This is a genomic window from Streptomyces sp. NBC_01255, assembly GCF_036226445.1.
In the GTDB taxonomy this organism is placed as follows: domain Bacteria; phylum Actinomycetota; class Actinomycetes; order Streptomycetales; family Streptomycetaceae; genus Streptomyces.
The window spans coordinates 6880621-6893039 of the sequence record NZ_CP108474.1; the positions used below are offsets into that span (position 1 = coordinate 6880621).

Consider the following 12419-nt stretch of genomic DNA (forward strand, 5'->3'; position numbering starts at 1 on the left):
AATGGAGGCTCGATGCCCCGCCGTACCGCACATTCCAAGCCCGTCCGCCTTCTCCTATCGATTGTCATGCTCATGGCTTCCGTGGTGGGTGGAGTGGTGGCGACCGCCGGTACCGCTCACGCGGACGGCTGCTACACCTGGTCGCGCACCCTCTCCGAGGGAGCCTCCGGCGCCGATGTGACGCAACTGCAGATCCGGGTCGCCGGCTACCCCGGCTACGGCGCCGTCCTCGCGATCGACGGGGCCTACGGCCCCGGGACCGCCGCGGCCGTCAAACGCTTCCAGGCCGCCTACGGACTGGCCGCCGACGGTGTCGCGGGCCCCGCGACCTTCAGCAAGATCTACAGCCTTCAGGACGACGACTGCACACCCATCCACTTCACCTACGCCGAGCTGAACAACTGCAACACCACCTGGGAGGGCGGCGCGGTGAGCGCCGCCACCGCCAAGTCCAACGCGCTGCGCACCATGTGGAAGCTGGAGGCCCTCCGCCACGCACTCGGTGACCAGTCCATCCGCGTCACCAGCGGATTCCGCAGCCACGCCTGCAACGACGCGGTGGGCGGAGCCTCGTCGAGCCGTCATCTGTACGGTGACGCGGCCGACCTGGGCTCCGGACCCCACTCGCTGTGCCGCCTCGCGCAGCAGGCCCGCAACCACGGCTTCAACGGCATCCTCGGGCCCGGCTACCCCGGCCACAGCGACCACACCCACGTGGACCACCGGCCCAGCCGCTTCTGGTCCGCCTCCGGCTGCGGCATCTGACCCCCGACCGGCGCCCGGCCCCTACCGCTGGGTCCGGCGCCGCCGGGTCGTCCCGAACAGCACGGCCGCGCCGAGCGCGAGCACGGCGGCGCCACCGACCGCGAGGTACGGGGTGGTGGCGTCGCCCCCGGTCTCGGCCAGGAGCTCCCCGGAGCCGGCATCGGAACCGGCAGCCGGGGCAGGCGCGTTGGGCGTCTCGGCAGCAGCCCCGGTCTCAGCCGGAGTCGCTGCCTGAGTCGCCTCGGCCGACCGGGTGGGCTCAGGAGCGGCCGCCGTCTCCTCCGCGCCGGTCGACGGGTCCGTGTCCCCGTGCCCGCCGTGCTCGACGGAGGACTCGTCCTTCCCGTCCTCGATCTGCTCCTCGCTCGGCGCGGAAGCGGTCGGCGCCGGAGCCGTACCGCCGCTGTCCTTCCCGAACACCACGTCCGAGCAGGTGTAGAACGCCTCGGGCGAGTCGGAGCGCTGCCAGATCGAGTAGATCAGGTGACGGCCGGACTTCGCCGGCACCGTCCCCTCGAAGACGTAGTCGCCGTTCTCCATCCGCGGGTCGGTCACCGTCGCGAACGGCTTCTCCTCCAGGTCCGACCACGCCAGCGGCTTCGACGGGTCGTACCCGTCCTTCGTCACGTACAGCTCGAACGAGCCCCGGTGCGGGGCGGTCCCCTTGTAACGGAAGGTGTGCTCCCCGGAGTCCAGGGCGCTCGCCGGCCAGTCGGCCCGCGCCAGGTCGAGCCCCCGGTACTTGTCGTTGCCCGCGCTGCACAGCTTGCCGTCCGGGATCAGCTCCCGGTGCTTCCCGGCGGCGTTCGCGATGTTCACCGCGTTCCAGTCGTAGAACGCCTGCGCCCCGCTCGCCGCCACCGCGGCCTTGCAGGCCGCCGACTTCGGAGACTCGGGCCCCTCCGCGTAACAGGCCGAGACCCGGCTCACCGGATCCGTCATCGACCCGTGCGCGAACGCGGGCCCGGACGCGAGCGCGGACAGGCCCAGCAGTGCGGTGGCGGTGACGGCCGCGGCCGTACGGCGAGAAGTCATGGGGGGACAGCTCCTTCACGAGGGTGGGTGTGGGGGGTTGGCAAGGAAACTAGCCGCCCGGACCCGCGAAAAAGCCTCCGGAGAGCAGGATGCGGCGATCCTTAGGACCGCTTTAAGGAGCCGCTAAGAAGCCGCTCAGGCAGAGGGGGGCGACCCCGGCCCCGCCTTGGCGGATTTCCCCTGTAGCCGCTGGGCCCGCCTGGATACCCTGGGGCGGCAGATCACAACCGGGTGGAGGGGGCGGGTCCTTGGACGCGGAGTTGGCCGTGCTGGCAGGCACGGCGGGGACGACCTTGGTGACGTTGCTGACGACCGAGGCCTGGCAGTGCGTCAGCGACGGGATCACCTCGCTGTGGCGCCGTGCCGAGCCGGAGCGGGCCGAGGCGATCTCCGCCGAACTCGAGGTGACCCGGACGGACCTGCTGGCCGCGCAGGCCGGCGGCGACGTCGAGTCCGGCAGCGAACTGGGGGCGGAGTGGCAGGGCCGTATCCGGCGACTGCTCGTGACCCACCCCGAGGAAGCCGCTGCGCTCCGCGCGATCCTCGACGAGCTCCGGCCGATCACGCCCGACGCCCCGGCGGTGACCCAGCACGCCACCGCCTCCGGACACGCCCGCGTGTACCAGGCGGGCCGCGACCAGCACATCGACCAGCGATGAGCGGCGGCAACGACGCACGGGCCGACGGGTACGGGCGGATCTACCAGGCCACGGGCGACCAGCGCATCGTCGAGCACCACCACCACGCCCCCGACTGGGCGGGTCCCGACTCGGTACGTCACCCGGCGGTCGGTCGCGGCCCCGTCGTACTCCGCGACCGCGTGGGCGAGATGGACCGGCTGCGAGCCGCTGTCGAGCCCGGCGCCGGCAACCGCGCCTACGTCCTCCACGGCATGGGCGGCTGCGGCAAGACCGCCGTCGCCCACACCCTCTTCCGCCACGCCACCGATCACGCCGGTCGCATCGGACTCTGGGTCAACGCCTCCGACCCGGCCTCCCTGCGCGCCGGCATGCTCGCCGTCGCGGCCGACCGAGGCGCCACGGACGCCGAACTCACCGGTGCGCGAAGCGGCCTGCGTCCCGCCGCCGACCTGGTCTGGCACTACCTCGACGCATCCGACCGACCGTGGCTGCTCGTCCTGGACAACGCCGACACCCCTGCCGTCCTCCGTGACGGCGGGTGGCTGCGTACGAGCCCTGCCGGAACGGTCGTCGTCACCACCCGACAGGCAGCGGCCCACTGGTGGCCCGGCGCCGACCTCCTCCAGTTCGGTGTCCTCCCACGAGAGGACGCCGCACTCGTCCTCCAGGACCTCGCCCCCCATGCGGGAAGCGCGGAGGAAGCGGCAGAGGTCGCCGACCGGCTCGGCCGCCTCCCGCTGGCGCCGCTCACCCTCGCCGGCGGATTCCTCGCCCAGCAGGTGCTCGACCCGTGGAATCTCGCCGACTACCGACACGGACTCGACGGCGGTGCCGGCTTCCACCCCATCGACCTTCTGGACCGGGGCGCCGAAGCCGGCGCCGAATCCCGCCACCTGCTCAGCCGCACCTGGCAACTCTCCCTCGACGCCCTCACCGCTCAGGGCCTCCCCGAAGCCACCTCCTTGTTGCGCCTGCTCGCATGCTTTGCCGGGGACCCCCTCCCGCTCAGCCTCCTCGTGGGTGCCGAACTGGGTACGGAGCTCCACCCGTCCCGCGTGGAACCCGCCCTGCGCGGACTGCTCGACCATTCCCTCACCGAGCTCGTACCCGGCCCCGTGCGCTGCCTGCGCGTCCACGGGATCCTCCTCGACAGCGTCGCCCAGGCCACCCCCGACGACCGGAGAGAGCGGCTCGCCACGACAGCCGCCCAACTCCTCGGAGCCGTACTGCCGGAGGTGCCCGAACGCGGAGTGCAGGATCCCGCGGTGATGCTGCTCGCTCCGCACGTCATCGCACTCCTACGACGTCTCGTCGGCTGGAGCGCCGGCGCAGCCGCTGTGGAAGGCGCGGCCGACTGCGCCCTCCGTCTCGTCATCGCCGTGCACAGGTCGGGGGACTACGCCTCCGCGCTCACCCTGGCGAAGGAAGCCCTCGAACTCACCACCCCGTGCCTGCCCGCCGACAACGTGCACGCTCTCAGGCTTCGCCTGCGGGTGGGCCGCGCCCTCTTCCGGCTCGCACGGTTCGAGGAGTCCGAGACCGTCTACCAAGAGGCGCTCGACGACTGTGAGCGGGTCCTGGGACCCGATGCTCCTGACACGCTGGAGGCATGTCTGCGGCTGGCACTCGTTCTGCCTCACCGTGGGCGACTCCAGGAAGCGATGGTTCTGAAGAGGCGGGCGGCTCAAGGCCGGGAGGCGGTCTTCGGGAGAACCCACCCGCTCACGCTCATCGCACGGAAGTGCATCGTGGAGGCGATGGGGCACCCGGACGCGGGCCCCCTTCCGGACAGGGGCGAGATCCTCGCCACCGGCCCCGCTGTCATCGCGGGCTGTCGCAGCGCCGCCGGGGACGATCACCCCATGACGCTCGGAGCCGAACTTGGGTACGCGTTTGCACTCGCTGCCGTGGAGAGGCCGCTTGAGGCACTGCCTCACGTGCGTAGAGCTCTCTCCGGGTACGAGCGCATCTTCGCTCCGGACTACCCCTTGTTGCTCAACACCAGGCAGACGCTCAGCGTCGTCCTCAACGCCCTGGGCCGGCACGCTGAAGCCATCGAGCAAGGAGAGATCCTGGTGGAAGGGCGGACCCAGGTGCTGGGCCCGGCGCACCCCTGGACCGTGCACGCCGAAGAACTTCTCCACCAGTACCGGAACGCCGCCGGCCGTTCCGCGTAGGAGAGGTCACCCCAACCGCCGGTATCGCCGCTCCGGCCGCCCCGTCCCCCCGTACCGCAGCGTGATCTCCGCGCGGCCCGTCTGGGCGAAGTACTCCAGGTAGCGGCGGGCGCTGACGCGGGACAGGGCGCCGGCTTCCGCGCATTCCGTCGCCGAGAGGCCCTCCGGGTGGGCGCGGAGGACCGAGTCGACCAGGTCGGCCGTGTGGGCGGCGAGGCCCTTCGGGAGTTCGCGGGAGCCGCGCGGGCGGGTGCCGAAGATCTGGTCCACGTCCTCCTGGCGGGCCTCGTCGAGGTCGTCGAGGCGGCTGCGCAGCGAGGCCACATGGCGCAGCTGCTCGTGCAGCGCCGCCTGGCTGAACGGCTTGATCAGATAGTGGAGCGCCCCCGCCCGCAGCGCCTCACGGATCGTCGCCACGTCGCGCGCCGCCGTGATGAAGAGCGCGTCCGTGGCCAGGCCCGCCGCGCGCAGCTCCCGCAGCACCTGGATGCCGTCCATGTCCGGCAGGAAGACGTCGAGCAGCACCAGGTCGGGCCGGAGCCGCTCGGCCGCGCGCAGCGCCTCGGCGCCGTTGTGCGCGACCCCGGACACCGTGAAGCCCTCCACCGCCGACACATAGCGGCAGTGCAGCTTGGCGACCATGAAGTCGTCGTCCACCACCAGCACATTCGTCACGCCGCCACGCTAGGTCGCGACCACAACGACCACAACGTCCATTGATTGCGGAAGAGAGACAGCTTCTTCACGTACCGGCAACATGTGGGCCACCTCACACCCCCCTTTCCCTCCTGCCTGAGAGGCGGCACACGTGCGTCTGCGCACTCCCCTCGCTCTCCTCGGGTCGGCGTTGCTGGTCCTTGTCGGTCCGCCGCTGCTCACCAGCGGCAGCGACACCGACACCGGCACGCAGATACCCGGACTGCGCTTCATGGTCCCCAACACCCCCGGCGGCGGATACGACATCACCGCCCGCACGGCCGCAAGGAACGCCGAGGAAGCGGGCCTCACCGGCGACATCGAGGTCTTCAACCTGCCCGGCGCGGGCGGCACCGTCGGCCTCACCCGGCTCGTCGGCGAGCGCGGCAACGGCCGCCTCGCCATGTCCATGGGCCTCGGCGTCGTCGGCGCCGTCCACACCAACAAGACCCCCAGGACCCTCGCCGACACCACCCCGATCGCCCGGCTCACCGAGGAGCAGGACATCGTCGTGGTCGGGAAGGACTCCCCGTACAAGACGATCCAGGAGCTGCTGGCCGTCTGGAAGAAGGATCCCGGGAAGGTGCCCGTCGGCGGCGGGTCCTCGCCCGGCGGGCCCGACCACCTCGCCCCGATGCTGATGGCCCAGGCCGCCGGGATCGCCCCCAAGGACGTCAACTACGTCCCCTTCGACGGCGGCGGCGAACTCCTCGCCTCCATCCTCGGCAACAAGGTCGGCTTCGGCGTCTCCGGCGTCGGCGAGTACCTCGACCAGATCAAGGCGGGCGAGCTGCGCCTCCTCGCCGTCACCGGCCCGAAGCGGGTCCCCGGCCTCGACGCCCCCACGCTCCGCGAGGCCGGCCTCGACACCGAGTTCACCAACTGGCGGGGCATCGTCGCCCCGCCCGGCCTCTCCGACGCCGAACGCGAGAAGCTCGTCGGCCTCGTCACCGAGCTGCACGACTCGCCGCAGTGGCGCGAGTCCCTCAAGACCCACGGCTGGAACGACGCCTTCCTGCCCGGCGAGGAGTTCGGCACCTTCCTCACCGCGCAGGACCGACGCGTCGCCTCCGTCCTCAAGGAGCTCGGCCTGTGACCACCAAACCGAAGGACTGGCTGCGCGGGCGTTCCGAGCTCGGCGTCGGCGCCCTCCTCTTCCTCCTCGGCGTCCTCGTCCTCACCGACGCCCTCACCCTCGACACCGACGTCACCGGCCGCGGCCCCGTCGGCCCCGCCACCGTCCCCCTCGTCGTCGGCTGCGGCCTCCTCGTCGTCGCCGTCCTCCTCACCGTCGACGTCCTGCGCGGCGGCCGCGGCGAGGCCGAGGCCGGCGAGGACGTCGACCTGACCGAGCCCGCCGACTGGCGCACCGTCCTGCTCCTCGCCGGTGTCTTCCTCGCCTTCGCCGTCCTCATCGGCCCCCTCGGCTTCCCCGTGGCCGGCGCCCTCCTCTTCTGGGGAGCGGCCTACGCCCTCGGCAGCCGTCACCTCCACCGCGACCCGCTCATCGCGGCCGCCCTCTCCCTCTTCACCTACGGCGTCTTCGACAAGCTGCTCGGCGTCCCGCTGCCCGGCGGCCCGCTGATGGGAGTGATCTGATCCATGGATTCCCTGTACTCCCTCATCGACGGCTTCGGGACCGCCCTCACCCCGATGAACCTGCTGTGGGCCGCCGTCGGCGTGCTCCTCGGCACCGCCATCGGCGTCCTGCCCGGCATCGGCCCCGCCATGGCCGTCGCCCTGCTGCTCCCGGTGACGTACGGACTCGAACCGACCGGCGCCTTCATCATGTTCGCCGGCATCTACTACGGCGCCATGTTCGGCGGCTCCACGACCTCGATCCTGCTCAACACTCCCGGCGAGAGCGCCGCCGTCGTCGCCGCCATCGAGGGCAACCCGATGGCCAAGGCCGGCCGCGGCGCGCAGGCGCTAGCCGCCGCCGCCATCGGCCACTTCGCCGGCGGCATGATCGGCACGATCCTGCTCGTCGTCCTCGCCCCCACCGTCGCCGCGCTCGCCGTCGACATCGGCGCCCCGGACTACTTCGCCCTCATGGTCCTCGCCTTCATCGCGGTGACCTCCGTCCTCGGCTCCTCCCGCATCCGCGGCCTCGCCTCCCTCCTCATCGGCCTCACGATCGGCCTCGTCGGCCTCGACCAGATGACCGGCCAGCAGCGCCTCACCTTCGGTTCGCTCCAGCTCGCCGACGGCGTCGACGTCGTCATCGTCGCGGTCGGCCTCTTCGCGATCGGCGAGGCCCTGTGGGTCGCCGCGCACCTGCGCCGCACGACGGGCGAGGCCATCCCCGTCGGCCGGCCCTGGCTCGGCAGGGACGACGTGAAGCGGACCTGGAAGTCCTGGCTGCGCGGTCCCTTCATCGGCTTCCCGCTCGGCGCGATCCCGGCCGGCGGCGCCGAGATCCCCACCTTCCTCTCGTACGTCACGGAGAAGAGGCTCTCGAAGCACAAGGAGCAGTTCGGCAAGGGCGCCATCGAGGGCGTCGCGGGACCCGAGTCGGCGGCCTCCGCCTCCGCCGCGGGCACGCTCGTCTCGATGCTCACCCTCGGCCTGCCCACGACCGCCGTCGCCGCCGTGATGCTCGCCGCCTTCCAGCAGTACGGCATCCAGCCCGGCCCCCTGCTCTTCGAGCGGGAACCCGACCTGGTCTGGGGCCTGATCGCCTCGCTCTTCGTCGGCATGGTGCTGCTGCTCGCCCTCAACCTGCCGCTCGCCCCGGTCTGGGCCAAGCTGCTGCGCATCCCGCGCCCGTACCTCTACGCCGGCATCCTCTTCTTCGCCGCCGTCGGCGCGTACGCGGTGGGCGGCGAGGCGCTCGACCTCGTGGTCCTGCTCGTCATCGGGCTCATCGGCCTCGGCATGCGGCGCTACGGACTCCCGGTGCTGCCCGCCGTCATCGGTGTCATCCTCGGCCCGGCCGCCGAACAGCAGCTCCGCCGTGCCCTCCAGATCAGCGACGGCTCCCTGACGGGCCTGGTGAACACCCCGTTCTCGGTCACCGTGTACGCCGTCGTCGTGATCCTGCTCGCCTGGCCGCTGCTGAGAAAGGTGGTCACGCGCCGTCGTAATGTGACGGTATGACAGACAGCGTGATCCGCCCCGCGGCAGCCGCCGACGTGCCCGCAGTGAAAGCCGTGACCGACGCGGCCTTCCACCACTACATCGAACGGATCGGTCTCGTACCGGCCCCGATGGAGTACGACCACGCGGCGAACGTGGCCGCGGGGCGTGTGTTCGTCACAGGCGACCCGGTGTCCGGCCTCGTGGTGGTGATCCGCGAGGCCGATCACCTCTATCTGGACGAGATCGCCGTGCACCCCGACGCCCAGGGCGCGGGCCTGGGCCGGATGTTGCTCGACTGGGTGGAGCGGTACGCCCGGGAGCTCGGTCTCCCCGAGGTGCGGCTGCTGACCAACGCGATGATGTGGGAGAACCAGAAGCTGTACGAGCGGTACGGCTACGAGGTCGTCGAGCGGCGCGTGGACGGACCGTACGATCGTATCTACTACCGAAAAGTCCTCAACTCGCCCCCGATGGGGTGAGTTTCGGACATCGCGCGGCTTGATCCGGTATCCCTGGCGGGCAGCACCATCCCCCCACGCCCCGAAGGGACCCCGCTCATGCGCGTACGCAACTCCCTCGCCGTCCTCGCCGCAGGCATCCTGCTCGCCGCCGCCGTCGCTCCTCTCGCCCACGCGGGAGAGGCCGACGGCCTCTCCGTCCACGGCTACGGAACCGTCGCCGCCGACAGCACCGTGACCCTCTCCGGCACGTACCGCTGCGTCGACGACAGCGCGGGTCCCGTCTTCGTGAGCTCCACGCTCCGCCAGGGGAACCGTTCCGCCGGGATCGGCGGCACCCGGGCCGTCTGCGACGGGCAGATCCACGAGTGGGTCAACACCTCCGTGGTGAAGGACCCCGCCTACCAGCCAGGCGCCGCCCGGGTCGAGGCCACCCTCATGCAGCTCACGGCCGGCGCGACGGGCCTGCCGACGCCCGGCTTCCTCGCGACGGAGGAGTCGGACGTCGAGCTGCACTGACCGCTACCGGCTCCACCGGCTCCACCGGTTCTGCCGGGCCTACCGACCCAGCAGGTCGATCAGGCCCTCACGGCCGAGCACTTCGAGCTCGTCGAGGGCCACGACGGCGCGTTCCGCCGCCTCCGGGTCGGAGGCGGCGAGGCCGCTCGCCGCGAACTCGTCCTCGTCGAGCCGCAGCACCTCGCTGCCGTCCGCCGACACCCACAGGTCCAGGTCCAGGTCCTCGACCACCACCCCCGAGCCGTCGATCTCGGCCGGCCGGGTGATGTCGCAGTACCAGCCCTTGAGGGTGCCGTCGGCGGACCACACCTCCTTGACCGTGTACCAGCGGTCGCGCCAGTAGTGCTCCACGAAGACGTCGCCCGGTTCGAACCGTACGAAGCCGAAGTCCCGTACCCCCTCGGCGGCCCACGGGGCACGGACCGACAGCCGGCCGCCCTCCTCCGTGAGAACCTCCGTGAGGACTTCCGCCGGGTAGCGGATCTTCGTCCGTCCCGCCTTCACCAGGGTGATCTCAACCGATCGTCCGGACATGCCGCACCTCCGTCGCGCCGATCTCGTAGCCGAACCACTTGTTGATCGCCAGCATCGGCTCGTTGCCGGCGTCGTTCCCCGTGAACGCCTCCACGCACCCCGCCGCCCGGGCCCGGTGCAGGGACGCGTTCTTCGCGAGTTTCGCGAGCCCGCGGCCGCGGAAGGCGGGCGCCGTGCCCGTCATTCCCGAGTTGTACCGGCCGAGCCCGTCCGTCTGCGCCGCGCTGAACGCCGCGGGCACCCCGTCCACCACCGCGACCGTCGTCAGCGCCCGGTCATGGAGCGGATGGTTCCAGGTCGTCTCCCGCCAGTGCGCGTAGTCGTCCAGCTCGGCCCCCACGTCACCCGGCTCGTCGGCGGTCGTCACCGCGTCCAGCTCGAAGATCGGCCGCGGATCGGCCGCGAAGTGCTCGGCCGGCAGCAGTTCGACACCGGCCGGCGGCTCCTGGAGCGGCGGCAGTTCGGCCGTCGTCAGGTCGAGGCGGAGGAAGTGGGCGGAACGGCTGGGCGCGTACCTCCGCCGCTCGGCCCACGCACGGTCCTCCGGCGTGTCCAGGACCCAGCTGTACAGGGTCCGCGCGCCCTGCTCCGCGAGGTGCTCCTCGGCGGCGCGCAGCAGCGCCGCCCCGGCACCGCGCCGCTGGCGCGCGGGGTCCACGTACACGTTGACGGAGCCGATGCCCGGCTCCGGCGCGTCGTGCGCGATCCGCTGCTGGACGGTCCCGATGATCTCGCCGTCCTCGGTCACCGCGACGAGCGGCCGCTCGTGGCTGTCGGGGTGGGCGTGGGCCCAGTCGAAGACGAGTTGCTCGGCGGTCGCGAGCATGAAGGGCACGGCGGCACGGCGGACGCGCGCGAAACCCTCGGCGTCCTCGGCTCGTACATCACGGACGATCACAGTCATGTGGCCGCACGCTACGGGCGCAGGGTGTACCGCCGCCTCCCATTTTCCCGCGGGGTGGGGGCAGAATCGGCGGGTGACACTCACCATCGCCGTGGACCACGACTCCACCACCGCTCCGTACGAACAGCTGCGTGCCCAGATCTCGGAGCGGGCCCGGTCGGGCAGACTGCCGGTCGGATACAAGCTGCCGACGGTACGGGGACTCGCGGAGGAGCTGGGCCTCGCCGCGAACACCGTCGCCAAGGCCTACAAGGCGCTGGAGGCGGACGGAGTGATCGAGACGCGCGGGCGCCACGGGACCTTCGTCGCGGCGGCCGGCGACGCGGCGACCCGCCGGGCCGCCACCGCCGCCGCCCAGTACGCCGAAGAGGCCCGTCGCCTCGGCCTCAGCCGCGAGGCCGCGGAGGCGGCGGTGAGCGAGGCCCTGCGCGCGGCGTACGACAACTGACCGGCCCCTGACCGGACCCACCTCTGCACGACTCGCTTCTACAAGTAGAGCCCCGCCCCCGCCGTACGGGGTTCCGGGAGTTCCGCCGGGGGCGTGCCGCGGCGCAGCGCGAACAGCTCCGCCAGCGTCGCGCCCTCGCGCGGCACGCCCTCTTCGCGTCCGAGCCAGGTGACGGACTCCGCCCTGGTCAGCGGTCCGACCTCGATCCGCGCCAGACAGCGGCCCGGGCGGACGACGGCCGGGTGGAGCCGCTCCAGGTCCTCGTTGGTGGTGACCCCGACCAGGACGTTGCGTCCCTGCCCGAGCAGCCCGTCCGTCAGGTTGAGCAGCCGCGACAGGGCCTGCCCCGCCGTGTGCTTCGCCTCGCCCCGGATCAGCTCGTCGCAGTCCTCCAGGAGCAGCAGCCGCCAGCGGCCCTTCGCCGTGCCCTCGTCCTCCCCGATGGCGATGTCCATCAGATAGCCGACGTCGTTGAACAGCCGCTCCGGGTCCAGGACGCAGTCCACCTGGCACCACTCGCGCCAGGACCGGGCCAGGGTCCGCAGCGCGGACGTCTTGCCGGTCCCCGGCGGCCCGTGCAGCAGCAGGAGCCGGCCCGCGATCGACTCGGGGGTCACCGTCATCAGCCGGTCCATGGAATCGGCAACCGGCGCCGAGTAGTTGGGCCGGACCTCGTCCCAGGTCCCGGCGCTGATCTGCCGGGTGGTGCGGTGCGGGCCGCGCCGGGGCGACACGTACCAGAAGCCCATCGTCACGTTCTCCGGCTGCGGTTCCGGCTCGTCCTTCGCCCCGTCGGTCGCCTCCTTGAGGACCCGCTCCGCGACCTCCGCGTCCGAGGCCGTGACGGTGACGTCCGCGCCGCGGTTCCAGCGGGAGATCAGCAGCGTCCAGCCCTCGCCCTCGGCGAGCACGGCGCTGCGGTCGTCGTCCTTCGCGGCCCGCAGGACCCGGGCGTCCGCGGGAAGGAGCGTCGCCTCGGGCTTGACCCGGTCCAGGGTGGTGCTGTGCGAGTGAGGCTGCTCGCCGGTCGCGAAGCGGCCGAGGAAGAGCGCGTCGACGACGTCGGCCGGCGAGTCGCTGTCGTCGAGGTTGAGCCTGATGGGCAGCGACCGCTGAGGCTCGGACGGTACCGGTGGGGTGTCAGCCATGGCGCCCATGATC

General features: G+C 72.0%; 14 protein-coding genes. 9 read left to right on the top strand and 5 right to left on the bottom strand.

Annotated elements, in window-relative coordinates:
• Positions 1-12: 12 nt before the first annotated feature.
• Positions 13-765, top strand: coding sequence for a D-Ala-D-Ala carboxypeptidase family metallohydrolase (locus tag OG357_RS31150; RefSeq protein ID WP_329624298.1), 753 nt, complete (start codon positions 13-15; stop codon positions 763-765).
• 21 nt (positions 766-786) lie between these two features.
• Here OG357_RS31150 and OG357_RS31155 read toward each other — a convergent pair whose 3' ends face one another.
• Positions 787-1800 (bottom strand): lytic polysaccharide monooxygenase auxiliary activity family 9 protein, encoded by a 1014-nt coding sequence (locus OG357_RS31155; protein WP_329624299.1) that lies wholly within the window; start codon positions 1798-1800, stop codon positions 787-789.
• A gap of 248 nt (positions 1801-2048) precedes the next feature.
• Between OG357_RS31155 and OG357_RS31160 the strand changes: the two genes are divergently transcribed.
• Both OG357_RS31160 and OG357_RS31165 read left to right on the top strand, forming a co-directional pair.
• Positions 2049-2459, top strand: a complete 411-nt coding sequence (locus OG357_RS31160; protein ID WP_329624300.1) for a hypothetical protein — start codon at positions 2049-2051, stop codon at positions 2457-2459.
• Entirely contained in the window at positions 2456-4618 is a 2163-nt protein-coding gene (locus OG357_RS31165; RefSeq protein ID WP_329624301.1) for a tetratricopeptide repeat protein, read from the top strand. Before OG357_RS31160 ends, OG357_RS31165 begins: the two co-directional genes overlap by 4 nt.
• A gap of 6 nt (positions 4619-4624) precedes the next feature.
• Here the strand turns inward: OG357_RS31165 and OG357_RS31170 are convergent, their stop codons facing one another.
• A complete protein-coding gene (locus OG357_RS31170) occupies positions 4625-5293 on the bottom strand; it encodes a response regulator (RefSeq protein WP_317593995.1) in 669 nt (222 codons plus the stop codon).
• A gap of 133 nt (positions 5294-5426) precedes the next feature.
• Between OG357_RS31170 and OG357_RS31175 the strand changes: the two genes are divergently transcribed.
• The 5 genes from OG357_RS31175 (at position 5427) to OG357_RS31195 (ending at position 9372) form a co-directional block, all read left to right on the top strand.
• Complete coding sequence (locus OG357_RS31175; protein WP_329624302.1) at positions 5427-6410, top strand: Bug family tripartite tricarboxylate transporter substrate binding protein; 984 nt, start codon at positions 5427-5429, stop codon at positions 6408-6410.
• On the top strand, positions 6407-6913 hold the full coding sequence (locus tag OG357_RS31180) for a tripartite tricarboxylate transporter TctB family protein (protein ID WP_329624303.1): 507 nt from the start codon (positions 6407-6409) through the stop codon (positions 6911-6913). Before OG357_RS31175 ends, OG357_RS31180 begins: the two co-directional genes overlap by 4 nt.
• A gap of 3 nt (positions 6914-6916) precedes the next feature.
• Positions 6917-8413 carry a tripartite tricarboxylate transporter permease gene (locus OG357_RS31185; protein WP_329624304.1) on the top strand — a complete coding sequence of 499 codons (1497 nt, stop codon included), beginning with the start codon at positions 6917-6919 and terminating at the stop codon, positions 8411-8413.
• Positions 8410-8874 (top strand): GNAT family N-acetyltransferase, encoded by a 465-nt coding sequence (locus OG357_RS31190; protein ID WP_329624305.1) that lies wholly within the window; start codon positions 8410-8412, stop codon positions 8872-8874. Before OG357_RS31185 ends, OG357_RS31190 begins: the two co-directional genes overlap by 4 nt.
• 78 nt (positions 8875-8952) lie before the next feature.
• Complete coding sequence (locus tag OG357_RS31195) at positions 8953-9372, top strand: DUF6299 family protein (protein WP_329624306.1); 420 nt, start codon at positions 8953-8955, stop codon at positions 9370-9372.
• 39 nt (positions 9373-9411) lie between these two features.
• Here OG357_RS31195 and OG357_RS31200 read toward each other — a convergent pair whose 3' ends face one another.
• Positions 9412-9906 carry a DUF402 domain-containing protein gene (locus OG357_RS31200; RefSeq protein ID WP_317593989.1) on the bottom strand — a complete coding sequence of 165 codons (495 nt, stop codon included), beginning with the start codon at positions 9904-9906 and terminating at the stop codon, positions 9412-9414.
• On the bottom strand, positions 9887-10810 hold the full coding sequence (locus OG357_RS31205; RefSeq protein WP_329624307.1) for a GNAT family N-acetyltransferase: 924 nt from the start codon (positions 10808-10810) through the stop codon (positions 9887-9889). Before OG357_RS31205 ends, OG357_RS31200 begins: the two co-directional genes overlap by 20 nt.
• 73 nt (positions 10811-10883) lie before the next feature.
• Here OG357_RS31205 and OG357_RS31210 point away from each other — a divergent pair, with 73 nt between their 5' ends.
• Positions 10884-11258 (top strand): GntR family transcriptional regulator, encoded by a 375-nt coding sequence (locus OG357_RS31210; protein WP_329624308.1) that lies wholly within the window; start codon positions 10884-10886, stop codon positions 11256-11258.
• Between the two features lie 38 nt (positions 11259-11296).
• On the opposite strand, the gene OG357_RS31215 is transcribed toward OG357_RS31210, so the two are convergent.
• Positions 11297-12415: a DUF5925 domain-containing protein gene (locus OG357_RS31215; protein ID WP_329624309.1), complete on the bottom strand. Its 1119-nt coding sequence runs from the start codon at positions 12413-12415 to the stop codon at positions 11297-11299.
• Positions 12416-12419 lie beyond the last annotated feature (4 nt).

What these genes read in the sequence shown, in the direction of transcription:
- OG357_RS31150 (WP_329624298.1), top strand. Translation starts at nt 13, where the DNA reads ATGCCCCGCCGTACCGCACATTCCAAGCCCGTCCGCCTTCTCCTATCG.
- OG357_RS31155 (WP_329624299.1), bottom strand. Translation starts at nt 1,800, where the DNA reads ATGACTTCTCGCCGTACGGCCGCGGCCGTCACCGCCACCGCACTGCTG.
- OG357_RS31165 (WP_329624301.1), top strand. Translation starts at nt 2,456, where the DNA reads ATGAGCGGCGGCAACGACGCACGGGCCGACGGGTACGGGCGGATCTAC.
- OG357_RS31185 (WP_329624304.1), top strand. Translation starts at nt 6,917, where the DNA reads ATGGATTCCCTGTACTCCCTCATCGACGGCTTCGGGACCGCCCTCACC.
- OG357_RS31190 (WP_329624305.1), top strand. Translation starts at nt 8,410, where the DNA reads ATGACAGACAGCGTGATCCGCCCCGCGGCAGCCGCCGACGTGCCCGCA.
- OG357_RS31195 (WP_329624306.1), top strand. Translation starts at nt 8,953, where the DNA reads ATGCGCGTACGCAACTCCCTCGCCGTCCTCGCCGCAGGCATCCTGCTC.
- OG357_RS31200 (WP_317593989.1), bottom strand. Translation starts at nt 9,906, where the DNA reads ATGTCCGGACGATCGGTTGAGATCACCCTGGTGAAGGCGGGACGGACG.
- OG357_RS31205 (WP_329624307.1), bottom strand. Translation starts at nt 10,810, where the DNA reads ATGACTGTGATCGTCCGTGATGTACGAGCCGAGGACGCCGAGGGTTTC.
- OG357_RS31215 (WP_329624309.1), bottom strand. Translation starts at nt 12,415, where the DNA reads ATGGGCGCCATGGCTGACACCCCACCGGTACCGTCCGAGCCTCAGCGG.